At 39.6% G+C, this 23,858-nt stretch carries 24 protein-coding genes, 2 pseudogenes and 1 riboswitch; of the genes and pseudogenes, 18 read left to right on the top strand and 8 right to left on the bottom strand.

Features of this window, described 5'->3' with window-relative positions:
• Positions 1-195: 195 nt before the first annotated feature.
• From AC1UFB_RS05260 to AC1UFB_RS05245, 4 genes are all read left to right on the top strand, one after another.
• The gene (locus tag AC1UFB_RS05260) at positions 196-1,503 is read left to right on the top strand and encodes a CitMHS family transporter (RefSeq protein WP_025910357.1); all 1,308 of its coding nucleotides are present in this window, start codon (positions 196-198) and stop codon (positions 1,501-1,503) included.
• Between the two features lie 559 nt (positions 1,504-2,062).
• Positions 2,063-3,646 carry an ATP-binding protein gene (locus AC1UFB_RS05255; protein ID WP_100347213.1) on the top strand — a complete coding sequence of 528 codons (1,584 nt, stop codon included), beginning with the start codon at positions 2,063-2,065 and terminating at the stop codon, positions 3,644-3,646.
• A gap of 50 nt (positions 3,647-3,696) precedes the next feature.
• Positions 3,697-4,371, top strand: a complete 675-nt coding sequence (locus AC1UFB_RS05250) for a response regulator (RefSeq protein WP_328101713.1) — start codon at positions 3,697-3,699, stop codon at positions 4,369-4,371.
• 15 nt (positions 4,372-4,386) lie between these two features.
• Positions 4,387-5,337, top strand: a complete 951-nt coding sequence (locus AC1UFB_RS05245; RefSeq protein ID WP_100347215.1) for a tripartite tricarboxylate transporter substrate binding protein — start codon at positions 4,387-4,389, stop codon at positions 5,335-5,337.
• Here the strand turns inward: AC1UFB_RS05245 and AC1UFB_RS05240 are convergent.
• Together AC1UFB_RS05240 and AC1UFB_RS05235 are read right to left on the bottom strand one after the other, a co-directional pair.
• Complete coding sequence (locus AC1UFB_RS05240; RefSeq protein ID WP_482588695.1) at positions 5,320-5,544, bottom strand: hypothetical protein; 225 nt, start codon at positions 5,542-5,544, stop codon at positions 5,320-5,322. The genes AC1UFB_RS05245 and AC1UFB_RS05240 overlap by 18 nt on opposite strands.
• A 120-nt stretch (positions 5,545-5,664) precedes the next feature.
• Entirely contained in the window at positions 5,665-6,537 is an 873-nt protein-coding gene (locus tag AC1UFB_RS05235; protein WP_482588693.1) for a LysR family transcriptional regulator, read from the bottom strand.
• 201 nt (positions 6,538-6,738) lie between these two features.
• On the opposite strand from AC1UFB_RS05235, the gene AC1UFB_RS05230 reads away from it, so the two are divergent.
• Together AC1UFB_RS05230 and AC1UFB_RS05225 are read left to right on the top strand one after the other, a co-directional pair.
• Positions 6,739-7,869 carry an AbrB family transcriptional regulator gene (locus AC1UFB_RS05230; protein WP_482588692.1) on the top strand — a complete coding sequence of 377 codons (1,131 nt, stop codon included), beginning with the start codon at positions 6,739-6,741 and terminating at the stop codon, positions 7,867-7,869.
• Positions 7,870-7,902: 33 nt separating this feature from the next.
• Positions 7,903-8,673: a class I SAM-dependent methyltransferase gene (locus AC1UFB_RS05225; protein WP_100347218.1), complete on the top strand. Its 771-nt coding sequence runs from the start codon at positions 7,903-7,905 to the stop codon at positions 8,671-8,673.
• A gap of 18 nt (positions 8,674-8,691) precedes the next feature.
• Here AC1UFB_RS05225 and AC1UFB_RS05220 read toward each other — a convergent pair.
• Positions 8,692-9,192: pseudogene (locus AC1UFB_RS05220) on the bottom strand (cytochrome P450); the annotation flags it as partial.
• A gap of 314 nt (positions 9,193-9,506) precedes the next feature.
• Between AC1UFB_RS05220 and AC1UFB_RS05215 the strand changes: the two are divergent.
• The 8 genes from AC1UFB_RS05215 (at position 9,507) to AC1UFB_RS05180 (ending at position 18,013) form a co-directional block, all read left to right on the top strand.
• Positions 9,507-10,160 carry an HAD family hydrolase gene (locus tag AC1UFB_RS05215; RefSeq protein WP_035320926.1) on the top strand — a complete coding sequence of 218 codons (654 nt, stop codon included), beginning with the start codon at positions 9,507-9,509 and terminating at the stop codon, positions 10,158-10,160.
• Between the two features lie 306 nt (positions 10,161-10,466).
• Positions 10,467-10,569, top strand: a riboswitch (TPP riboswitch).
• A gap of 108 nt (positions 10,570-10,677) precedes the next feature.
• On the top strand, positions 10,678-11,955 hold the full coding sequence (locus tag AC1UFB_RS05210; RefSeq protein ID WP_138117317.1) for an acetylornithine deacetylase: 1,278 nt from the start codon (positions 10,678-10,680) through the stop codon (positions 11,953-11,955).
• Positions 11,955-12,626: a thiaminase II gene (gene tenA / locus AC1UFB_RS05205; protein WP_025910367.1), complete on the top strand. Its 672-nt coding sequence runs from the start codon at positions 11,955-11,957 to the stop codon at positions 12,624-12,626. The genes AC1UFB_RS05210 and tenA overlap by 1 nt, the downstream gene beginning before the upstream one ends.
• Entirely contained in the window at positions 12,619-13,383 is a 765-nt protein-coding gene (locus AC1UFB_RS05200) for an ABC transporter ATP-binding protein (RefSeq protein ID WP_025910368.1), read from the top strand. Before tenA ends, AC1UFB_RS05200 begins: the two co-directional genes overlap by 8 nt.
• Positions 13,380-14,132 carry an ABC transporter permease gene (locus tag AC1UFB_RS05195; RefSeq protein ID WP_328101594.1) on the top strand — a complete coding sequence of 251 codons (753 nt, stop codon included), beginning with the start codon at positions 13,380-13,382 and terminating at the stop codon, positions 14,130-14,132. The genes AC1UFB_RS05200 and AC1UFB_RS05195 overlap by 4 nt, the downstream gene beginning before the upstream one ends.
• Positions 14,129-15,133, top strand: a complete 1,005-nt coding sequence (locus AC1UFB_RS05190; RefSeq protein WP_100347222.1) for an ABC transporter substrate-binding protein — start codon at positions 14,129-14,131, stop codon at positions 15,131-15,133. The genes AC1UFB_RS05195 and AC1UFB_RS05190 overlap by 4 nt, the downstream gene beginning before the upstream one ends.
• 119 nt (positions 15,134-15,252) lie before the next feature.
• Positions 15,253-15,414, top strand: coding sequence for a hypothetical protein (locus AC1UFB_RS05185; protein ID WP_156413431.1), 162 nt, complete (start codon positions 15,253-15,255; stop codon positions 15,412-15,414).
• Between the two features lie 262 nt (positions 15,415-15,676).
• Positions 15,677-18,013 carry a YhgE/Pip family protein gene (locus AC1UFB_RS05180; protein WP_100347223.1) on the top strand — a complete coding sequence of 779 codons (2,337 nt, stop codon included), beginning with the start codon at positions 15,677-15,679 and terminating at the stop codon, positions 18,011-18,013.
• A gap of 15 nt (positions 18,014-18,028) precedes the next feature.
• Here the strand turns inward: AC1UFB_RS05180 and AC1UFB_RS05175 are convergent.
• A pseudogene (locus AC1UFB_RS05175) lies at positions 18,029-18,393 on the bottom strand (winged helix-turn-helix transcriptional regulator).
• A 173-nt stretch (positions 18,394-18,566) separates the two neighbouring features.
• Here AC1UFB_RS05175 and AC1UFB_RS05170 point away from each other — a divergent pair.
• From AC1UFB_RS05170 to AC1UFB_RS05160, 3 genes are read left to right on the top strand one after another with little or no spacing between them, the layout of a single operon-like run.
• A complete protein-coding gene (locus AC1UFB_RS05170; protein ID WP_138117313.1) occupies positions 18,567-19,064 on the top strand; it encodes a lactoylglutathione lyase family protein in 498 nt (165 codons plus the stop codon).
• Positions 19,065-19,107: 43 nt separating this feature from the next.
• A complete protein-coding gene (locus AC1UFB_RS05165; protein ID WP_482588691.1) occupies positions 19,108-19,473 on the top strand; it encodes an alcohol dehydrogenase catalytic domain-containing protein in 366 nt (121 codons plus the stop codon).
• On the top strand, positions 19,412-20,044 hold the full coding sequence (locus AC1UFB_RS05160) for a zinc-binding dehydrogenase (protein ID WP_482588689.1): 633 nt from the start codon (positions 19,412-19,414) through the stop codon (positions 20,042-20,044). The genes AC1UFB_RS05165 and AC1UFB_RS05160 overlap by 62 nt, the downstream gene beginning before the upstream one ends.
• A 78-nt stretch (positions 20,045-20,122) precedes the next feature.
• Here the strand turns inward: AC1UFB_RS05160 and AC1UFB_RS05155 are convergent, their stop codons facing one another.
• The 3 genes from AC1UFB_RS05155 to AC1UFB_RS05145 all read right to left on the bottom strand — a co-directional run bounded on the left by AC1UFB_RS05155 (position 20,123) and on the right by AC1UFB_RS05145 (position 22,279).
• Positions 20,123-20,251 (bottom strand): hypothetical protein, encoded by a 129-nt coding sequence (locus AC1UFB_RS05155; protein WP_482588687.1) that lies wholly within the window; start codon positions 20,249-20,251, stop codon positions 20,123-20,125.
• A gap of 127 nt (positions 20,252-20,378) precedes the next feature.
• Positions 20,379-21,929: a solute symporter family protein gene (locus AC1UFB_RS05150; protein ID WP_482588685.1), complete on the bottom strand. Its 1,551-nt coding sequence runs from the start codon at positions 21,927-21,929 to the stop codon at positions 20,379-20,381.
• Positions 21,930-21,946: 17 nt separating this feature from the next.
• Positions 21,947-22,279, bottom strand: coding sequence for a DUF485 domain-containing protein (locus tag AC1UFB_RS05145; protein ID WP_035320939.1), 333 nt, complete (start codon positions 22,277-22,279; stop codon positions 21,947-21,949).
• 418 nt (positions 22,280-22,697) lie between these two features.
• Here AC1UFB_RS05145 and AC1UFB_RS05140 point away from each other — a divergent pair, with 418 nt between their 5' ends.
• Positions 22,698-23,009 carry a hypothetical protein gene (locus AC1UFB_RS05140; RefSeq protein ID WP_100347226.1) on the top strand — a complete coding sequence of 104 codons (312 nt, stop codon included), beginning with the start codon at positions 22,698-22,700 and terminating at the stop codon, positions 23,007-23,009.
• Between the two features lie 8 nt (positions 23,010-23,017).
• Here AC1UFB_RS05140 and AC1UFB_RS05135 read toward each other — a convergent pair whose 3' ends face one another.
• The gene (locus tag AC1UFB_RS05135) at positions 23,018-23,782 is read right to left on the bottom strand and encodes an HAAS domain-containing protein (protein ID WP_328101456.1); all 765 of its coding nucleotides are present in this window, start codon (positions 23,780-23,782) and stop codon (positions 23,018-23,020) included.
• Between the last annotated feature and the right edge of the window lie 76 nt (positions 23,783-23,858).

Raw genomic sequence — 23,858 nt, 5'->3', positions numbered from 1 at the left:
AATTCAGTTAGCTGGCCGTTCGTCGTGCGTACCGTGAAGGTGCGCTATTTTTTATATTTCGGGCTTACGTTCTGTAAGAACAGAAGCTAGTATAACTGGCTGCTGAGTTTTTAACATCATGTAAATGAAGATAAAACCATAGCTTTGTCAACTTTAATGAAAGCGTATACAAAACAAGGGGTAGGGGGGATTTATATGTTAGCAATACTTGGTTTTGCAATGGTATGTACCTTCATGTTTTTAATTATGACAAATCGCTTAACACCACTAATTGCACTGATGGTTATTCCTGTTATATTTGCAATCATTGGTGGCTTTACAACAGATATAGGTGAAATGGCGTTAGCAGGTGTAAAAGAATTAGCACCAACGGGCGTAATGCTCATGTTTGCTATTCTATACTTTGGTATTATGATTGATGCTGGGTTATTTGATCCAGTTGTAGGTAAAATCTTAAAGATTGTTAAAGGGGATCCACTGAAAATTACGATTGGGACAGCGATTCTTGTTTTAACTATTTCATTGGATGGTGACGGAACAACAACATACATGATTACGCTCTCTGCAATGTTACCGCTTTATAAAAAGTTAAACATGAGTACGATGATGTTAGCCTGTATTGCGATTATGGGAAGCGGAGTTATGAACTTAACGCCTTGGGGTGGTCCAACTGCTCGTGCGATGAGTGCATTAAATCTAGACGCTTCTCAAGTATTTACACCGTTAATTCCAGCGATGGTTGGAGGAGCAATTTGGGTTATCTTCACCGCTTACCTATTTGGTAAAAAAGAACGTCAACGTTTAGGCGTAATTGATTTAAAAGATATTTCATCTGTACAAGTTGCGTTTGCAGAGCAAGCAGCAGCAGTGGAGCAGCCAAGCTACAAGCGTCCAAAATTACTTTATGTAAATCTTGGCTTAACAATTTTATTAATGGTTGGGTTAATTAGCGGAATCATGCCTTTACAAATTTTATTTATGATAGCGTTTGCGATTGCGATTATGATTAACTATCCAAATTTAGAAACACAAAAAGAACGAATTACAGCTCATGCGGGTAACGTACTAGCCGTTGTGTCACTAGTATTTGCAGCAGGGATCTTTACAGGGATTTTATCTGGTACAAAGATGGTTGATGCGATGGGAAATAGCTTAGTTTCTCTTATTCCAGATGCACTGGGACCTTACATGTCAGTCATCACCGCCATTACAAGCATGCCATTTACATTCTTTATGTCAAATGATGCTTACTACTATGGCATTCTACCAATTATCGCACAGGCAGCAGCCACATACGGAATCGACGCAGCTGAAATTGCGCGTGCATCATTAATCGGTCAGCCAGTTCACTTGCTAAGTCCACTTGTTGCTTCCACATATCTATTAGTAGGTATGGCGAAAGTTGACCTTGGAGAATTCCAGCGCTACACGTTAAAATGGACGATTGGTACATCAATGGTCATGCTGCTTGTTGCTATCATTACAGGGGTCATTACCTTGTAACATGAGAACTTATTCGCTTTCAAGCGGATAAGTTCTTTTCTATATAATTGATAGGTAAGTTCAAGATATAAGAAGTAGTCTAATTCGATAGTAATGCTTTTAAATAATCAAGAAGACGATAAAGTTCTTATCTTGAAACCTCATACCAAGTAGAGGGAGGTTTTTAAAACACAAAAAAATGAACGGTTCTCATCAAAAGGCACCTTAATAAAAAAACCTGTGATTGTAATGGAAGATGCGCCACTCCTGCAGGACTAGCGAGACAGGCGAGACCCCGCAGTTTACGAGGAGGCCCGGCGCTCGCCCTGCGGAAAGGGGGCAATCTGGAATGGAAATCACACTACGTAAAAACAGTGCTTTTAAAATTCAAACAAGAGAGTAAACTCCTCAAAGGTTGTGCCTATTCGAAAGCCTCCTGCCAGGCAGAGAGCGCATTTTGTAATGATCTTATTCAAAGCTGAAAGATAATATTTATAAAAGTCAGATAAATCAAAACGTAAGATAAAAATTTTGGTAGAATAAAAGAGGAGTGCAAATAGAAGAAGGATGTCAAAATAGAATGAAAAAAACAATTTCCATTTCGTTAGAAACAAAAACAGTTGGCCTTACTGTTGGTTTGGTACTACTTGTGGTTACATTACTTGCTAGTATCTTTTCTTATATGCAAGCAGTGGAGTCAAAAAAGCAAGCAGAACAGTTAGCTTTGCAGGCTGCCAAATCGATTTCCTTTATGCCAGAAGTCAAACAAGCTTTCAATGACAAGAATCCTTCAAAGGTCATTCAGCCTTTAGCAGAGCAAGTACGTGAACAAATTGGTGCTGAAGCCATTATCGTTGAAAACCGAAAAAAAGCCATTTATTCGCCTGACGAAGAGAAAAGAACAGACCGTCAAACCAATGCCAGTTCCAACTATCGTGCGCTTATGTTTGGAGGGTACTATACGCTAGAAGGGATGGGAACTTCGGGTCTATCTATTATGGGGAAAGCTCCGGTGATTAGCGAACAAGGAAAATACCGTGAAATTATTGGTGTCGTTACCGTAGAATTTCTAGAGCGAGACGTTCATGCTCATTTAATTAAGCGCATTCAACAGATTATTTTTTACGCTTTTCTCGTCCTTCTTCTTGGAATCGTTGGGGGAGTCTTACTCGCTAAAAGCATTAAAAAAGATACTCTTGGCTTAGAGCCAAACGAAATCGCTTCTTTGTATCGGGAGCGTAGTGCAATTTTGCGATCGATAAAAGAAGGAATTATCGCCATTGATGCGAAAGGTCGAATTACGATGATGAATACATCAGCGAGGCATATGCTCGGCTTGCAGGATAACTATACCCCAAAGTCAATCATTGAAGTATTCCCTTATACAAACATGATGCGGGTGCTGGTAGATGGTCAAGCGCAAAATGATCAAGAGATTCGCTTTCATAATAAACTTTTTATTTTAAACTTATTGCCCATTATTGAAAATGACAAAATTGTTGGTGTCGTAGCAAGTTTCCGCGATAAAACAGAGCTGAATCATTTAATCCATACGCTAGGAGAAGTACGGAGATACTCTGAGGACTTACGGGCACAAACACATGAATTCACAAACAAGCTTTATGTGCTATCTGGACTGCTTCAGCTAGGAGAGTATGATGAGGCCTTTGAATTTATTCAAAAAGAGTCCAATGCGCACCAAACGCAAAATCGAATTTTATTTCATCAAATTTTGGATGCTAAAGTACAAGCTGTGCTATTAGGTAAGATGGGCAAAGCGTCTGAAAAGAAAGTAGAGTTTACCATTGCAGAGGATAGCTTATTGAAAGAGCTACCTTCGCATATTGATGTCTCACACTTAATCATCATTATTGGAAACCTAATTGATAATGCTTTTGATGCAGTTAGTACGCAAGATGACAAGAAAGTATCGTTTTTTATTACCGATATTGGTCAAGACATCATTATTGAAGTAAGTGATAATGGAAGTGGAATTTCAGAAGAAATAATTGATAAATTGTTTTCAAAAGGATTTTCGACGAAAGGACAAAACCGAGGATATGGGCTTTCAAACGTGAAAGAAATGATCGATGAGCTTCAAGGTTGGATTGACATTCATCCTGAAGAAGAAGGTACCACATTCTCTGTTTATCTACCGAAGTAAAAGTAGACGCAATTGGGATGAGAGAAAATCAAACAAAGGAGAGAGACATCATGCTAAAAGTAGCCATTGCAGAGGATGATTTTCGAATCGCTCAGGTTCAAGAACGATTTTTACAAGAAATAGAGAATGTGAAAGTGGCAGGAAAAGCTTTAAATGCTAAAGAAGCGATAGAGATGCTCGAGCAAGAACCTATCGATTTGCTTATTTTGGATATTTATATGCCTGATGAAATGGGAACGGATTTATTACCACGTATTCGAGAACGATTTCCGAAAGTAGATGTCATTGTGGTGACGGCTGCCACTGAAAGGGATATTTTAGAGCGATGTTTGCGAAATGGTGTTGTTAATTACTTGATTAAGCCTGTAAAAATGGAGTCATTCATTGAAGCAATTGAAGGGTACCAGAAAAAAAGAAGCTTGCTGCAAGCTCGAGATGAAGTGGACCAATCGTTTGTTAATTCGTATTTTGGCTATGATAAGCAGCAGTCGCCAGTGGAAAAAGTCTTACCATCTGGAATTGACGGTATCACGTTAAAGCAGGTGAAAGCTATTTTAAAAGGCCTCACAGAAGGTACTACAATCGAAGAAATGGGCAAAAAGATGGGCGTATCTCGAACGACGGCTCGTCGTTACTTAGAATATTTAGTATCTGTGCAAGAATGTCATGTTCAGTATGATTATGGCATTGTTGGTCGACCAGAGCGAAAGTATCATTTGACATAGGTCAGGATGAATTATATGAAGAAGTGGATTAGTTTAGTAAGCATAATACTTGTGTTAATGAGCTGTAGTAATCATGATCAAAATGTGCACTTTGATCACATAGAATTAGTAGCCCCAGGAGCGGTTGGAGGTGGAGCGGATTTAACCGCTAGGACCATGCAGCACGTGTTACAACAAGAAGTAATGGATGTACCTGTTTCTGTTGTCAATAAAACACAAAGTCAAGGAGAAGAAGCGTGGCGTTATGTACAGCAACTTGAAGGGGGAAACGTCATTTCAGGTAACTCTAGCTTATTGATTACGAATCATTTATTGGGGCAAAGTCAGCTAACGTATAAAAACTTTACGCCTCTTGCGATTTTGGCAACCGAATGGGAAGTCATCGTTGTTCCATCCTCTTCCTCCATTATGACAATGAAGAGCTTGATGGATGCTTTAAAAGAAAATCATCATCCATTAAAGATTGGATTATCTCCTCGGTTAGGTAATGATGATCATTTGTCGTTTGTGCAAGCAGCGCAAAAAGCAAAAGTTGAAACGTCTCGCTTAGCTTTTTACGTATATGGAAGTAGCCATGGCGTGCTGGACGCGCTCCAAGAGAATGAAGTTCAAGTAGCTCCTATGTCGTTATCAGAAGCGAAGGATGCGTATGAGCGAGGGGATGTTCGGATTTTGGGCGTTTCAGCTCCGCGGCGCTTAGCAGAATTTAATGACGTTCCAACGTGGAAAGAAGAAGGAATTGACGTTGTTTTTAGCCATTGGAGAGGATTAATGGGTCCACCAAATATGACGCAAGAAGAAATTGATTACTGGAATCAAGCCATATACAAAATGGTCAATACGAAGGCGTGGAAACAGCTTTTAAAAGAAAATGATTTTTATCCTTTTTATAAAAACAGCAGCGGTGCCTCTGTGTTTTTGGAAAGACAAAGTAAGCTATATGAAGAATTAATGAGCGGCAAGTAAAAGAGTTTGGGACATAACAAAATGATTGCTTCTAAGAGACGAACAATAGCTGTTCCAATCTCTTTGGTTTGTCTGAACACGTTCGTTCCATTGCGCTACGGCCACTCGCTTTCCGCGGGGAGGAACCTGAGCTTCCTCGCTGCGCTGCGGGATCTCAGTTTTCCCTCTCTTTCCCGCAGGAGTCGAGTGACCTACGCTCCATTCCACCCTGTTTCCAACAGTGTTTTCACAATCAACCAAAAAACCTGAACGATTAAAAGTGAGAAACTCTCAATCGTTCAGGTTTATCATTGGCTGAATTACTTATGTCCCAGCCTCCTTACTTGTTTAATGAATATCATGCAAATCAATCTCTTCAATAAACTCAATGAATGCTTTTACAATTTTAATTTCAAGTGACTCCTCATGAAAGTACATCCACGTTTTTCGAAGCAAAGCAGTCCCATCTTCGTTTTGCATCGGAATGACGTGAAGCCCTTCAACATCTTCAACTAGCATGTGGGGAAGCATCGCGTAACCAAGGTCGTTTTCTACCATCTTTTTACATGTATCTGCTTTATCTACGTGAATGCTGACGCTTGGAGGCTGATTGAAATTTTCGCTCCACCAATGGTCGACAGCTGTTTTCAAAAAGCGGTCTTGATGATAATCAATGCGAGGTAGACGCGGAAGATCGTTTAGCTCGATCGGTGTCTTTGAAGCAATACACACCGTTTCTTCAAAGATAAGCCGCTTTGCGTTGCGCCAGTTATAATCACCTTTTACAAAAGCAATATGAACATCTTGGTGATGCAGGAGGTTTACAACGTCGCTGCTCCAGCCGGTTGTTACTTTAAATTCAACATCCGGATACTTATCTTTAAACAAACGCAAGAGTCCGGGTAATTTATAATCTGTGAAGAAATTCGAGACGCCAAGCCTTAGTGTGCCTGTTAATTTATCGCCCATATTTAAGACGTGGTCTTTTATGTGCTGGAGATGCGCAATCATTTTATCAGCAGATTTTGCTAAATATTCTCCTTGAGGTGTAAAGTGGATACCTCTGCGCCCACGGTTAACAATCTGTACACCAAATTCTTTTTCCATCTGTTGCAGGCGGTTCGTCAGGGCTGGTTGTGAGATATAAAGTAGTTTTGCAGCTTTTGTGATGTTTTTTTCTTGGTATAAAAGCTGTAAAATGAGCCAATCGCGATCGTCCATGTCTTCCTCCTTTATTCAGGTATTAATTTTTTTTATCTTTCTACATACAAATCCGATATTTCAATTATCTCTAAAAGTATACTATAGTTTAGATAGATAGAAAACGTAAAGTTTATGCGTAAGAGCAAGGGGACTTAAACCGCTTGTTTTGTTTTTTAACTGACAAAGTAATCGTAGCAAAAATAGAAAGAAGGATTTGAAATGAAAGCAACATTATCTTTTTCATCTACGCTTTTATTGATTATACTAAGCGCTTTAGGCGGGCTGTTATTGTCTTCATTAGGAATGTCAATCGGCTGGATGATTGGAACACTTATTGTGGCAACAACTTTAGCAATTACTCGTCCTCAATTTTTGAAGGTTCCTTCGAATTCTAAAGGAATGCCAAAGATTTGGCTGTATATCGGTCAGCTTATTCTAGCAATTGAGCTGGGGCAACAAATTAATCTAACGGTTGTCAGCACATTTGTAGATAATTGGCTTCCTGTATCTATCATTTTATTAATCTCTATTTTATTTTCATTAGGCTCTGGGTTTATTCTTTTTAAATTCACCTCAAATGATTTGTTAACAAGCTTGTTCAGTACAGCTCCTGGTGGACTAAGTGCCATGCCAGGGATTGCAGAAGAGGTGGGAGCAAACACTGCAACGGTAAGCGTTGTTCAAATTATGCGCGTATTCCTTGTTGTGCTTACGGTTCCATTTCTGGTTTCATCGTTAGGAGAACAAGCAACAGTAGCAGCACCCTTTGAGGCAGCTTTTTCTTTTAGTTTAGAGTCAGTATCATGGACATTTGTATTAGTCTTTGCGGCATTTATTGGATACCTAATTGGCAAGCGTTTCAAATTTCCGGCTCCATGGCTTGTTGGAGGGATGCTGACGGTAGGCATCATGCAAGTAGCAGGCTCAGCGATTGCAGGCTATAACTTAACAGCGTGGTGGCCACATCTTGTCTTAATTATTGCGCAAGTAATCATTGCGACAAGCATTGGTTCACGTTTTCACGCTGATATGTTTCAGGGTATGAAGCGAACGATTGGAGTGGCTTTTATTAGCACAATTGTGTTAATTGGTACGATGTTTCTATGTGCATATATTGTATCTGAGGTTGGAGGCATACCATTTATTACAACAGCACTTGCTTTTGCTCCAGGAGGAGTTGCGGAGATGGCGACCACTTCTGTTGTACTAGGAGCAGATGCACCGTTTGTTGTAGCTGTTCAAGTATTTCGTATTTTAATTGTTTCGCTGCTATTACCACCAATCTTTAGATGGTTCTATCAGGTTGGGGAGCAGAAAGTTCATGCTCATGCTAAGGTTCAAGAAAGGTAATAGCTGACTTATGAAGAGAGGTAGTGGTGGGAAATGAATCATGAAAAAGAGCTAGTGGTGAGTCAATTTGGCAGCAATGCTAAAAACTATGTGAAAAGCAAAGGCCATTCCAAAGGAGCTGATTTAGCTTTCTTAACAGAAGTAGCGGCTGATTATGCCGGAGAAAAAGCCTTGGATATCGCAACGGGTGGAGGCCACGTAGCTAATAAGCTTGCCGGTTTATTTGGTGAGGTAGTAGCTTTTGATCTTACTCCACAAATGCTCCTTTATGCAGAAGAATTTATCAAAAGTAACGGTCATGAGAACGTATCGTTTGTCCAGGGTGAAGCAGAGAAACTACCGTTTTTAGATGAAGCGTTTAATCTCGTAACGTGCCGAATCGCTCCTCATCACTTTACCGATGTGCAAAGCTTTGTTAACGAATCAGCTCGGGTATTAAAGAAAGACGGAGCGTTTATAGTCGTGGATAACGTGGCGTCAGAAAGCGACGCATATGATACTTTTTATAACGAAGTGGAAAAGAAGCGAGATCCTAGCCATAAGCGTGCTTATAAAAAGACAGAGTGGTTTAAAATGTTAGAGGGAGCGGGCTTCACAATTGAGCTAATGACGCGTTTTCCAAAAACATTTCTGTTTGATGATTGGTGTGAAATGATGAAAGTACCGCTAAACGATAAGCAAGAGCTCATAGAAAAGATGCTGCGTGCTTCAAGTGAACTGAAAACGTTCTTTCATATTCAAACAGACGGTAAAAGCATTCAATCGTTTCAAGCAGAATCCGTTTTAATTGTTGCGAAAAAATAAGAGAAGCCGTGCTCCTGTGAGAGCGTGGCTTGTTGTTTCAACACCAGCTCCAAGTAAGAGCATGGTTGTTTGAACAATTTCTTCGTCTGTGAAACCTTCTCCATCTATATTGACTTGAATTAAATCGGAAATAATGTCATCTGCAAGATTTGAACGTTTTTGAACGACAAGTGGATAGAGATATTCAAAATATTCTTTAGCTGCCTGTTGTTTTTCTTGTTCGAGTTCATGAAGGAGCTCTTTATCGTAAGGTTGAAATAATACGTCTATCCAATGTTTGAACTGGTGACGGTCTTCAATCGGTACGCCGAATAAATCTGCAATCACGTAGCTAGGTAAAGGCGATGCAAAAACTTCGACAATATCTACAGTTGTATTCACTTCGATGTCTTTGACAAGATTAGCAGCAATTTGACGAATGCGTGGCTCCCAGTTCTTTAAGCTACGTGGTGTAAAAGCAGCAGAAAGTAAAGAGCGTGCTTTACGGTGATCAGGTGGATCTAACAGCGTTAGTTTGGTATCTCAGTTACCGGAATTACTTCTTGTTTCATTGTTCGTTCCTCCTTCTATAGAGATGGAAAAGAGTAAATGCTCTCTAAACTTTTTGTGCATACAGTTCGATAAAATGAACCTATAGTTCAAAATGTACCTTAATTATATAGGGGGTATTGTTTGCTCATCAGCTGAAATAGAAAAGTTGAGCGTAAAGAAATGAAAAAAATGCAAATGATATCCATATGTCGATGTGCTAGTTGAAATATACATTTGTAGCCCTACTCATAAGAACGTGATAGGATATTAACTAGAATTGAGATATAAAGGCGGTATGAAAGATGATTAAAGCAATTGTGTTTGACTTTGATGGATTAATTGTAGATACAGAATCAGTTTGGTATGAAGTATACTGCGATATGCTAGAACCTCGTGGCGTACATTTGAAAATTGAAGAGTTTGCGTCTTATATAGGAACGGATACTAAAGCGCTTTACGACTTTTTATATGAGCAGTTTGGTCGTGAATTAACGAAGGAAGAAATTGCAAAAGAGTCATTAAAGCGTCACCGAGAAAAAATGAAGCAGCTTGCAGCTCGTGAAGGCGTTCTTGAGTATTTAAAAGAAGCGAAAGAATTAGGACTGAAAATTGGTTTAGCTAGCAGCTCAGACCGTGCATGGGTTACGTCGTTTTTAAAGGAATTAGATCTCCTTGGTCATTTCGAAGTGATGCAAACGCGTGGCGACGTGGAAAAAGTTAAGCCAGATCCAGCTCTTTATAAGCAAACAGTTGAAAAGCTAGGCGTAAAACCTTCTGAAGCCATTGCTTTTGAAGACTCAGCCAACGGTGCAAAAGCTGCGATTGCTGCGGGTTTACAATGTGTAATTGTGCCGAATCGTCTCTCTGCACATTTGACGTTTGAAACGTATCACTTACGCATTGCCTCTATGAAAGAGAAGTCGTTGCAAGAAGTAATTGAACAGGTAAGTCATTAAAAAAGTGAAGCTAGCATTAGCTCCACTTTCTATGGTTCTAAGTGTATTTTTGGGAACGGAATATGAGGCGGTTGTATTACTGTCCAACTTGTCAAAAGAAGTAAGTATAGAAAAGGAGGGATTTTAAGCTGAATAGCTCGTCCCTAGTCTTCTATACTTGGTAGGCATCCGATAGAATTAAACATAACGCTATTGTGGCTTTGAAGGTCAAATTAGAATTCTGCAAATTGTATTGAACTATATAAGGTAGTGTGGTACAACTAATAGAGGTAATAATCAGATAGTTTTACAAAAAAATAGTCATTATCAAACCACTAGGGGTGCTTTTCAAAGCTGAGAGAGACGCTTGTCTTAACCCTTATAACCTGAACTAGGTAATACTAGCGTAGGAAAGAGGTATTGTGTGCTACATCTATGACTTTTACGTGATGTAAGAGGGATACATGTGTATATTCAAGCGCTTCTTTTCTATGAAAAGAAGCGCTTTTTTTATGTGGTTTAGAAGGAGGGAATTGGTATGAATATTACGGATGTAGTAAAGCAAGTAGATGACAAACGAGATGAGCTTATTGAACTTTTGACCAAGCTCATATCTTACAAAACACCAGCACCACCTGCACGTAATACAAAAGAAGCGCAGAGCTATATTGCGCGGCTGTTGGAAAGCTATGGTTTTGAAACAGATATGTGGGACGTGTATCCAAATGATCCTAACGTTGTTGGAACATTAAAGGGAACAAATCGAAGTGGGTACCAGAGTTTGATTATTAATGGACATATTGATGTTGCAGCTGTTAACGAAGACGAAGGATGGAATGCTGATCCGTTTCAAGCGAGGTGCGGTGAAGAATTTATTACGGGGAGAGGCGCTGCCGATATGAAAGGCGGACTCGCTGGTGCGCTGTTTGCTATTAAGCTTCTACGTGAAGCTGGAGTGGAGTTTCCTGGTGATTTAGTGTTTCAGTCAGTTATCGGTGAAGAGGTTGGAGAGGCAGGTACCCTTGAATGCTGCAAGCGAGGATATAGCGCAGACTTTGCGGTTGTGGTTGATACAAGTGATTTGCAAATCCAAGGTCAAGGTGGAGTCATTACCGGGTGGATAACTGTGAAAAGTAAGCAAACATATCATGATGCCACAAGAAGACAAATGATTCATGCCGGCGGCGGTTTGTTGGGAGCCAGTGCAATTGAAAAAATGATGAAATTAATTGGTGCACTACAAGAGTTAGAGCGCCACTGGGCTGTTGTCAAAAGCTACCCTGGCTTTCCGCCTGGAACAAATACAATAAATCCAGCGGTTATTGAAGGTGGTCGCCACGCAGCGTTTATCGCAGATGAGTGCAGGCTGTGGGTGACCGTTCATTATTATCCAAATGAATCGTATGAAGAAGTAGCGAAAGAAGTAGAAGACCATCTGTTACAGGTTGCAAAAGCAGATCGGTGGCTAAGAGAAAATCTCCCAACGTTTAAGTGGGGAGGAACATCAATGATTGAAGATAGAGGTGAAATTTTCCCTGCATTTGAAGTAGATAGAAATCACCCAGCAGTTCACTCGTTAGTCAGTGCTCATAGAGAAGTGACAATGAAAGAAGCGAAAGTCAACGTTTCTCCAACGGTTACGGACGGTGGCTGGCTAGCTGATGCAGGTATAGCTACAGTTATTTATGGCCCAGGCGAATTAACGGAAGCACACGCTGTTAATGAAAAGCTGTCCGTTGATCAATTACTCGATTACACGAAAGTGATGGTTCAGTTTATTTATGAGTGGCTACATACAAAAAAGGAGAGTGCCTAATGAGATTCAGTGAACGTTTATATGAAAAAGTAAAGCCTATTTGGAAGCAAACGCATGAGCATCCCTTTGTAAAGGGGATGGGAGAAGGGACGTTAGAGCAAGAGAAGTTTCGCTTTTATATGGTACAAGATTACGTGTATTTAATTGATTATGCGAAGCTATTTGCACTTGGAGCAGTAAAAGCAACAGATGTTCAAACGATGGGGAAATTTGCAGCGTTATTACATTCAACAATCAACGAAGAGATGGAGCTACATAGACAATATGCAAAACGTTTTTTAATTACTCCTGAAGAACTAGAAACAGCAGAGCCCGCGCCAACAACGCTTGCTTACACGCACTATATGCTTCACGTTTCTCAAAACGGAACGCTAGCTGAGCTTGTTGCCGCACTGCTCCCGTGCATGTGGAGCTATTGGGAAATTGGCAAAGAGCTTTCCACTCAGCCTGGAGCAGCTCATGAGCTTTATAGTGAGTGGATTCACATGTACAGCTCAGCTGAATTTGGCGAGCTTGCGACTTGGTGCATCGATCTAATGGATCAGCTAGCAGAAGGAAAATCAGAAGCAGAGCTTAACAAGCTAGAAGAAATCTTTATTAATACGACGCGCTTTGAATACTTATTCTGGGATATGGCTTATGAAAAAGCGATGTGGCCTGTTCATGTATAAAAAAGCTTTGGAGTTTGAAAAGGTGACTTTCTCATATGAAGAAAGCAAAGGAGCAATCTTAGAATCTCTTAATTTTGATATTAAAGAAGGAGAATTTGTCAGCATTGTTGGTGCAAGCGGTTCAGGAAAGAGCACGCTTTTTCGACTCATTACCGGGTTAGAGATAGAGCAGACGGGAAGGATTTTAATTAATGGTCAGCAGCATCATAGTAGATTGGGTCATGTGGGATACATGCCCCAAGAAGATCTTCTTTTACCTTGGAGGACGATTCTAGATAACGCTGCTTTACCTTTAGAGTTAAAAGGAGTAGCGAAGGGAAAAGCATATACACAAGTAAAAGAGCTGCTAAGTGAATTTGGGTTAGAAGGGTATGAACATCGATTTCCAGCCAATTTATCAGGAGGAATGAAGCAGCGGGTTTCGTTTCTTCGTAGCGTGCTAAGCGGGTCAAACGTACTTTTGCTAGATGAACCGTTTAGTGCCTTGGATGCCATTACTCGTCTATCCATGCAGGAGTGGCTGCTTGAACAGTGGCAAAAGCGTAAGCAAACCATTTTGTTTATCACCCATGATGTACAGGAAGCGCTGTTTTTATCAGATCGAATCTTTATCTTTGATAAGCAGCCTTTAAAGGAATTTCAGCAGGTCAAGGTACCTCTTGAAAGGCCAAGGTCTCTGCAGGATATAGATCGACCAGAGATTGTAAAGCTAAAGCATCAACTGATGGAAGAGCTCAGAATGAAGGTGGATGCATGAAGAAGGTAAAAGAGTGGAGTTCATCTATTATTTTAACGCTCATGTTGCTGCTTATTTGGCAGGTTATCGCTTATGTTGTGGCGATGCCCTTTATTTTACCATCTCCAGTTGAGGTGTGCGTGAGAATATGGGAGCTAAAAGATGTGCTGTTCATTGAACATTTACCTTCAACGCTACGGATTATTTTAATAGGTTTAGCTATTTCAATTGTTGTAGGCGTGGTGGTTGCGATTTGGATGAATAACAACAAAACCATTGAGCGGGCCATCTATCCTATTTTAGTAGCTTCGCAAACCATTCCAATCATAGCGCTAGCGCCTATTTTTGTACTTTGGTTTGGCTATTCAATCTGGAGCAAAGTAGTTGTAACGGTCTTAATCACGTTTTTCCCCATTACCGTTAACACGTTTGATGGTCTTCGCTCAACGAGACGTGAACACGTTGAACTTTTAAAAACGATGGGAGCGACTAAACGAGATTTTTTTATGAAGCTAAGTGTTCCAGCCGCTTTACCTCATTTTTATTCAGGTTTAAAAGTAGCGGTAACCTTAAGCGTTATTGGCGCTGCGATCGGTGAATGGCTCGGTGCACAAGCCGGTTTAGGTTATTTCAGTCGACGGATGATGACACAGTTTGATGGGGCTGGTGTATTCGCTCCAATCGTTGTGTTATCCCTTATTGGCATCATCTCTTTTATTGGCATTACATGGATTGAACGTAAATCACTGAAGTGGAGGAAATTTAAATGAAAAAATGGCTAGTTAGTTTATCATTGCTGCTTTTAGTAGTAGTAACGGCAGCGTGTGGGAAAGACGCTACAAGCTCATCAATTAATAAAAAAGATTTAAAGGAAGTAACGGTGATGCTCGATTGGTATCCAAACGCTGTACATAGCTTTTTATACGTAGCACAAGAAAAAGGTTATTTTGAAGAAGAAGGTGTAAAGGTAGATATTCAATATCCTGCCAACCCAACCGACCCGTTAAATCTAGCGGCTACGGGTAAAGTCACGTTAGGTTTTTACTATCAGCCAGATGTCGTAATGGCAAGAGCCAACGAAAACGTTCCGGTGAAGTCAGTAGGAGCTATTGTCCGTTCTCCGTTAAATCACGTTGTGTTTTTAGACGAAAGTCCTGTTAAACGCCCAAAAGATTTAGAAGGCAAGACGGTAGGCTATACGGGAATTCCTTTAAATGAAGCTCTGCTGAAAAGGATGATCAAAACGGACGGAGGGAATCCGGACAAGGTAAAAATGGCTGACGTAGGCTTTGAATTAGGGTCTTCAGTTGTAACCAAAAAAGTCGACGCGGTAATCGGGGCTTATATTAACCATGAAGTTCCTGTTTTAAAAGACAAAGGATATGATACACGCTATTTTAATCCAACCGATTATGGTGTTCCCAATTATTACGAGCTAGTAGCCGTAACAAGTGATCACACATGGGAAAAAGATGAAGAATCAATTCGTGCTTTTTGGAAAGCAGCAACAAAGGGCTATGAATTCATGAATGAACATCCGGATGAAGCTCTTGATATTCTATTAAGCAATCAAGACAAAGCGAATTTTCCACTAGTGGAAGGAGTAGAAAAACAAAGTTTGGATATCTTACTTCCAAAGATGGAGTCAGCTGAAGGCTTTGGAAGTCAGACAAATAAGTCTTGGGAAGAAACAGCGAAGTGGTTAAAGGATTCTAGTTTAATTAAAAAAGAACCCAAGCCAGAGGATATGTTTATAGATTTGACAAACTAATAAAAAAGAGACTGAGACATAAGTAGTTCAGTCCTTACTATACCTGAACGATTGAGAGTTCATAACTTTTAATCGTTCAGGTTTTTTTGGTTGATTGTGAAAACAATGTTGGAAACAGGGTGGAATGGAGCGTAGGACACTCGACTCCTGCGGGAAAGAGAGGGAAAACGGAGATTCCGCAGCGCAGCGAGGAAGCTCAGGTTCCTCCCCGCGGAAAGCGAGTGGCCGTAGCGCAATGGAACGAACGTGTTGAGACAAACCAAAGAGATGGGAACAGCTAGTGTTCGTCTTTTAGAAGCAATCATTTTGTTATGTCCCAAACTCTTTTTCGTTTTTTTATGTTCTAACTGGGAATAAAATAATGGTGCCTAACAAAAAATATATAGAAATTCGTTTTCTATATTAAATTAAGAAGAAAAAAATTAATAAATTGTAATTGACCTACTGTTTGTGAATATGATAACATTAATCAGAACTTAATGACTGTATTTGTTTTTTAGTCAAATAGTCAATTTAACTGAAAAGCTATTGGGGGATTTAACGATGAATATGCTGAAGGGAGAATGGAAATCCATTATTTCAAAGCCGATGAATATCTTAATTATTGTGGGCTTATTATTCGTTCCGTTCTTATATAATGTGATTTTTTTATCAGCTTATTGGGATCCATATGGAAAAACAGATCAAATTCCTGTAGCCGTTGTCAATGAAGACAAAGGCGCTACTCTAGATGGGAAAGAACTTCACGTCGGTGATGATTTTGTTGAAAATTTAAAGGATAACGATACGTTTGACTGGCGTTTTACGAATAAAGAAGAAGCGCTAGAAGGCTTAAAGAATGAAAAGTATTATCTCGTCCTAGAACTGCCAAGTAATTTCTCTGAAAACGCAACAACTTTAATGGACGAAGATCCAAAGAAAATGAAGTTTGTCTACCATACGAACGCTGGTAAAAACTATTCCGGTGCGCAGATTGGTTCAAACGCAGTAACAAAAATCAATGAACAAATAAAAGAGGAAGTAACGAAGCAGTACGCGGAAACTGTATTTGATAGCTTCAAAGAAGTGGCGGATGGTCTTCAAGAAGCAAGCGACGGTGCTGGAAAAATTGAAGATGGTTCCAAAACGCTTCGCGATAATTTGAAAAAATTAGCAGAAAGTACAGTTGCGTTTGAAGATGGCGTGGAAAAATTAGCAGATGGAATTAGTGATGCGAATAAAGGTGCAACAGATCTGCATAGCGCAACCGTCAAGCTTTTAGAGGGCGCAACACAAATTAATGAGAAGCAAGGAGAGTTAGCAAAAGGAATTGGAACAGCCGCCGATGGAGCAAAGAAACTACAAGAAGGCTCTGATCAATTATATACGGCGTCTAAGCAATTAGAAACAGGTGCAGAAACTTTGCAAGAAAAGTTAGGTGAACTGCAAACTGGGACGAAAGAGTTAGAAGGGAAGCTTCCTGAGTTCGTATCAGGACTGAATGAAGCTAATACCAAAGTCAATGAAGTAGCCAATGAAATTGCGGTTAAGCAAAAAGAAGCCGCAGCTCTTAAAGAGAAAATTGATTCTGTTCGTCAATCATTTGATACGAAAAAGCAGCAGCTTATTACTTCAATTAATGAAAATGAATCGATTCCAGATGACCAAAAACAAAAATTAATTGCTGATATTAACGAGTTGTCTAACCAGCAGTTTATGGAGCAGCAGCAAGAGCAGATTAAAGAATTGAAAGCAAAAGTTGATCAGGTTCAAGTATTGGCAAACGGTTTACAAGAGCTTTCAAAAGGTGGTCAGGACATTCAAAGTGCTATCGGTAAAATTTCTGACGGACAGTCACAGATTTACGATGGGGCAGCTAAACTAGCAGCTAGCGAGAAAACGTTCAATGAAAAGTTTGGAACTTTTAACGAAAAGTTCACAACGTTTAATAGTGGTATGGAAACCATTAATAGTGGAGCTAACAAGCTTGTTGACGCAACGGGTGACCTAAAAGAAGGAATCCAAAAAACGGAAACAGGAAGCGGCAAGTTAGCAGATGGTTTAGATGAACTGAATAAAGGTGGACAGAAGCTTGTAAATGGTTCGAAAGATTTACAAGATGGTTCGAATAAACTTTATGATGGGTCATCCGATTTAGCAGACGGTACAAGTGAGCTTCATTCTTCTCTACAAGAAGGAGCAAATGATGCCAAAGAAGTGAATCCAAACGATAAAACGTACAGCATGTTTGCTAGTCCAACTGACTTGCAAGCTGACAAACAGAACAATGTAGATAAGTACGGAGTGGGCTTAACACCATACATTCTATGTATTGGATTATTCGCAGGAGCGCTTATGTTCTCTTCTGTTTACTCATTAAAAGATCCAGCGATTACACCAACGTCTGGCTTTGCTTGGTTCTTAAGTAAGTTTAGCGTAATTGGGTTTATGGCAATTTTCCAATCGATTCTTGTAGCAACAGCACTGCTGTGGGGACTTGATTTACATGTGACAAGCGTGTGGAGATTTTATGTGTTCACCATTATTACAGGCTTAACGTTCTTTACGCTGGTGTTATTCTTAACAACAGCTTTAGGTAAAGTAGGGCAGTTCTTAACGTTTATTGTGCTTCTCCTTCAAATCGGAGGAAGCTCTGGAACGTTCCCAAAAGCGCTAGTGCCAGAATTTTTCCAAGTAATTAATCCGTTCTTACCGATGACGTATGCGATTCGCGGATTCCGTGAAATTATTTCGGTTGGTAATGACTATGGATTTGCTTGGAGTCAAGCGGGCGTGCTAGGAATATTTGCGCTGGTGTTTATTATCTTAACAATTATTATCTTCAGCTTGAATGCACGAAAATTTCGCAAAGTAAATGAAGATGAAGAAGCAACAGCTTAATGAAAGAAGCTTAGCCTAATGGCTAAGCTTCTTTTCATGTTCTTTATACAAATTCACGGCGTTTGGATCTTTCTCAATGCGTGCATTTCCCCATGAGCACATCAAATCTAACACTTCTCGAAGGGTCTCTCCTTCATCCGTTAGCGAATACTCGACTTTAGGTGGAATCTCATCATATAAAGTACGTTTAATAATGCCGTCATGTTCTAACTCTCTAAGCTGCTGGGAGAGCATTTTTTTGTGATATTTGGAATGATGCGCTGTAGCTCGCTGAATCGAAGTGTTTGTTCTTTTAAGTGACAAAGAATTACAACCTTCCATTTGCCACCGATTACTTCAAGCGTGGCTTCGACAGGAATATTGTATTTTGTGGTTTTCAACTTTATCTCTCCTTATGTAACGTAATAGAAGCATACTAGTTGGACAATCTATTGAATGAATTCGTCAATAGGGTTACGAGTTGGTAACCTGGTTACACGAAAGTGCCGTCTAGTCATGAATAGGTGGTTCCATTATACTGAAACCAATCTTAAATATGAAGGAGGAAACAAAAATGAATCAACCATATCCACGTTCATTTTCACATATCGGGCTTTCTGTTCCTAATTTGGACGAAGCCGTTAAATTTTATAAGGAAGTACTAGGATGGTACGTCATTATGGAGCCATCTGAAATTGTAGAAGATGACAGTGCAATTGGACAAATGTGTACGGATGTTTTTGGATCAGGCTGGGGGAAGTTTCGTATTGCACACTTAGCAACAGGAGATAAAATCGGTGTAGAAATCTTTGAGTTTCTTCAAAATGAAACGCCTGAAAATAACTTTGAATTTTGGAAAACTGGTATTTTCCACTTCTGCGTTCAAGACCCTGATATTGAAGGACTTGCAGAAAAAATTGTTGCTCATGGTGGAAAGCAGCGTATGCCAATTCGTGAGTATTATCCAAACGAGAAGCCTTACAAAATGGTGTACTGTGAAGATCCATTCGGCAATTTAATCGAAATCTATACGCATAGTTATGAGCTAACGTATTCAGGCGGAGCTTACTAAGATAAAAGCTTTATTGTTAGAGGGAAAAGGAAAATGGGAACAAATGCAGGTTGGAAACAGTAAAAAATCTGTGCCTGGTGAAGGAGAAGTGCTTGTGCAAGTGCATGCTACGGCGCTAAACCCTGTTGATTATAAGACTGCAACGGGTGGAAATCCAAGCTGGTCATATCCTCATATTTTAGGACTAGACGTAGCTGGTGTTGTTGAAGAAGTAGGTGCGAACGTAACCGATATTCAAGTGAGTGACCGCGTTGTGTATCACGGAGATCTAACGAAAAAAGGCGGTTTTGCTGAGTATACTGTCACAACAGCTCATACGGTATCTGTTATCCCAGAAGGCGTATCATTTGAAGCGGCAGCAGCCGCTACCTTGTGCTGTCTATACTGCATACCAAGCGCTATTCTCTAAGCTTCATATTGAGGAAGGTCAGTTCATTTTAATTCATGCCAGAGCAGGTGGAGTAGGGGGGGTTGCCATTCAACTTGCTAAGCAGGCAGGTTTAACTGTCATCACAACAGTTTCTAAAAAAAATCATGAGTATGTGAAATCATTAGGTGCAGATTACGCCATTGATTATAAAGAAGAAGATTTTCTGAAAGAAACTCTTGCTATTACAAATGGATTAGCTGTTCATGCTGTGCTTGACACGGTTGGAAGAGAAAATGCAAACAAGTCACTAGAAGCACTTGCGTTTAACGGGCAAATCGCTTTTATTGCAGGTCCACCTGATGTGAATAGCGCCATTTCATTTGCACATCCACTTTCTTTTCATCAAGTTGCATTAGGCAGTGCTCATCAATCAGCTAATCGTCACGAGCAAGCAGCTCTAAAGAAAATGGGCGATAACATGTTAGAGCTTGTGAAAGAAGGAAAGCTAGATCCGCTTGTTGAGAAAACTATTTCTTTAGATGAGGTTCTACAAGCACTAGCACAGTTAGCTAGTCGCACTATGACAGGGAAAATCATTGCAGTGCTATAAGCATAAAGAGTTTGGAACATAACAAAATGATTGCTTCTAAAAGACGAACACTCGCTGTTCCCATCTCTTTGATTTGTCTCAACACGTTCGTTCCATTGCGCTACGGCCACTCGCTTTCCGCGGGGAGGAACCTGAGCTTCCTCGCTGCGCTGCGGGATCTCCGTTTTCCCTCTCTTTCCCGCAGGAGTCGAGTGTTCTACGCTCCATTCCCCCCTGTTTCCAACATTGTTTTCACAATCAACCAAAAAACCTGAACGATTAAAAGCTATGAACTCTCAATCGTTCAGGTATAGTAGAGGCTGAACTACTTATGTCTCAGTCTCTTTGTTTATTATTAATGCTTTACAGGACCTTGAATGCCCATGCCTGTGTTTGCTTTTACTAGTACTTCATCAAACTTCTTCGCATCCGCTTTTTCACTTGAAACAAGCGTGCCGATAATAGCAGCTAAGAACCCAAGCGGAATTGAAATGATGCCTGGGTTAGTGAGCGTGATGAGAGGTTCTCCAACAAAGATGGCTGCTCCTGCTTCCGGTGACCAAACGTTCGGGCTAATTGCTACAAGAATCAGAGAGCTTAGTAAGCCTACAAGCATACCCGTTACGGCACCTGTTGTATTAAATCGTTTCCAGAAAATCGTAAATAAAATGATTGGTAAGTTTGCACTAGCAGCTACTGCAAAGGCAAGTGCTACTAAAAAGGCTACATTCATATTTTGAGCAAATAATGCAAGAATAATGGAGACAATTGATACACCAATTGACGCCCAGCGTGCCGCAACAACCTGTTCTTTTTCCGTTGCTTCACCGCGACGAACGATATGGCTATAGAAGTCATGTGCGAAAGCTGAAGCTGCTGATAAAACGAGCCCCGCAACAACTGCTAAAATCGTTGCAAACGCAACGGCTGATACAAAAGCAAATAAGAAATCTCCGCCTAAAACTTGGGCTAATAGCGGAGCAGCCATGTTACCAGCTGCGTTTGCCGCAACAATTTCATCGTATCCAACAAAGGCTGCAGCACCGAATCCTAAGAAGATGGTCATAATGTAAAACGCACCAATAATCCATGTTGCATAAATAACGGATTTTCTTGCTGTAATTGCGTCCCTTACCGTAAAGAAACGGATAAGAATATGAGGTAATCCTGCAGTACCAAGTACTAAGGCTAAGTTTAAAGAAATCATATCCAGTGGGTTGGTAAACTTGTTTCCAGGGTTTAAAAAGCCTTCGCCAAGAGGTGTTGCCGTCTTCATCTCTGAAAACATTTTTACGATGCTAAAATCAAACTTTGTAAACACAATCACGGAAATAATAAACGTCCCAATCATTAATAAAATAGCTTTGGCAATTTGAACCCAGCTTGTTGCTGTCATACCGCCAAATACAACGTAAATCGTCATTAAAACACCAACAATTAACACGGAGTAGACGTAGTCAATTCCTAGTAATAAATGAATAAGTGCGCCTGCGCCTACAAGCTGTGCAATCATATAAAAGATTGAAATCGTAATGGTATTTAAAGCCGCAACTCCGCGAACTTTCTTTTGGTCAAATCGTGCGGCAATCATATCAGCCATTGTATATTTTCCAAGATTACGCAGTGGTTCTGCCACAACATACAAAACAACAAGGTAAGCAACTAAAAATCCAATGCTGTAAAAGAAACCATCAAATCCAGAAAGCGCTACCATTCCTGCGATACCTAAAAATGATGCGGCAGACATATAGTCTCCAGCAATCGCCATTCCGTTTTGTAGACCTGTTAAACTTCCGTCAGCCGTATAGAAATCACTGGAAGTTTTGGTTCGTTTAGAAGCTAAGTATGTGATTACGAGCGTTAATCCAACAATTACAAGAAATAGTGAAAATGCAAGAGCATTCATTAACAGATCCTCCTTTTTTAGCGAGCTTCAGCTTTAATTACTTCAACTAATTCATCAAATTTAGCTGCACGACGTGTATAAAGAATACACAGTGTCCACGTCATAATAAATTGAGCAAAAGCAAATACCCATGCCCATGTCATTGATAAAAAAGCAGGTTGATTTAATACGTTAGAATAAGCTGTTAAAATAGGTAGTGTAAAATAAAAAGCTAGGAAAAATAGTGATAATGGTAAAATGAAATTCCGTTTTGTTTTTAAGAGCTGTTGAAAAGATGGAGATTGAACAATTTTCGTATAGTCTGGTGAGGTAGGTTGTTCTTCGTTTTTCTGTAACGAGCTTCCGTTCATCGCCAATGAAAATACCCCCTTTAAATTAAGTTTGGAACATATTGGATAGATGTTCCTGTACACCGTCATTATATTGTTTTTAGAAAAAAAAGTAAATTTAGATTATATGACAAAAACTAAGAAATATCGACATTTCATCTAGCCGTGAAAAAGTAAAAGGCATGGATGTTGCAGCAGAGAAGAACTAGTATATATAATTGTGAAATAACGATAATAAGTTAAAAAAGAATATATATATCATAAAATCATCAATTTTTCCATAAATATCTTTTTTTGAGATAATAAAAAGATAGGCTTATGTATTAAAGAAACACTTTTTCATTTAGAAGATATTTATATAATTCTGTTATATATGATATAAACAATATAAAAATATGTTATATAACAGAAAATGAGATGACAGAAAAAAGGTGACACGATGGCATTTGGATTAAAGCGTGAAGAGTTATACGCATGGAAGGAAGCTGTGAATAGAGGAGAGGTTGCATTTTTAACTCACTATTGGATCGATGATCGGTTTCCAGGTGCAACAACGGTAACAAAAGTAGGTTGCGGCGATATAGAAAAGCTCATTCAATGGGGGGAGAAATATAATATTCCGTCTAAATATATTGATAATCGTTCAGGCTACCCTCATTTTGATTTACTTGGACAACGACAGCGTGAAATACTAGCAGCAGAAAAGAAGTTAGATCAGTTAGAGAAATTTGAAAAAAACGGCTCGAAATGAGCCGCTTTTTACGCTGCTTCTTTATTCAATTTCCTCATTACAAGCCATATGTAAAGGCCAATAGCGCCGTATGAAATAAGTGTGCTTACTACTAACGCAGCAGACTGTGACATTGAAAAAAAGTCTACAACAACTTCAGGTAAATAAAGAAAAATAGGAATCAAAATACTGACCCATGTTTTAGACCAAATCGATATGGCTACTAAGAATGTAATAGCCACTAGTGCACTTAACAATCCACTTAGCGAATACAAGCCCCCGGAAACCACGAAAAGCTTTGTTTCTGTGTTTTTCTCTAGGAACACAAGCGCAACAAACCCACCAATCGATAATAAATTGTAAGGGATAAACAAAGTTAGCAAAGCTAATCCTGACAATTGTCTAGCAGCCACAACACGAAAGAGACTTAGCAAAATAAGCAGCATAACGATAATGAAAATAGGCATGCCAATAAGTGTGTAGGCAGAATACGCAATATTACCGTGAATGGCATCGCCAAGCAAGCTGTAAGCAAATACTCCTAAAATAATCATTGGTAAGTATTTTAACCATCCCATTAAGTCAGGCTTCATTTCACTTGATAAATTTTCCATATATGCTTTTGGGGATTGACCGACAATGTGGTGAACACTTTTGCCGTCTTGTTCCGCATCCCATAAATGATGAGATAACTCAAGGATAATATCTTCTGTTTCCTCTTCGTTTTTTCCACTTGAAAACAAATAAAGGCGTAAATTTTGTAAGAAGTCCGTGCTTTCTTTTGATAACGTCATATTCATTCTCCCTCTATAAATGTTGATTTATCAACGGTTTGAGCCGTTGGTGGGGTGTCAAAAAAATATTTTTCGA

This window comes from Priestia sp. KCTC 13724 (assembly GCF_056820425.1).
The sequence above is the reverse complement of the archived record's forward strand: the minus strand, read 5'-3'. Positions and strand labels throughout refer to the sequence as shown.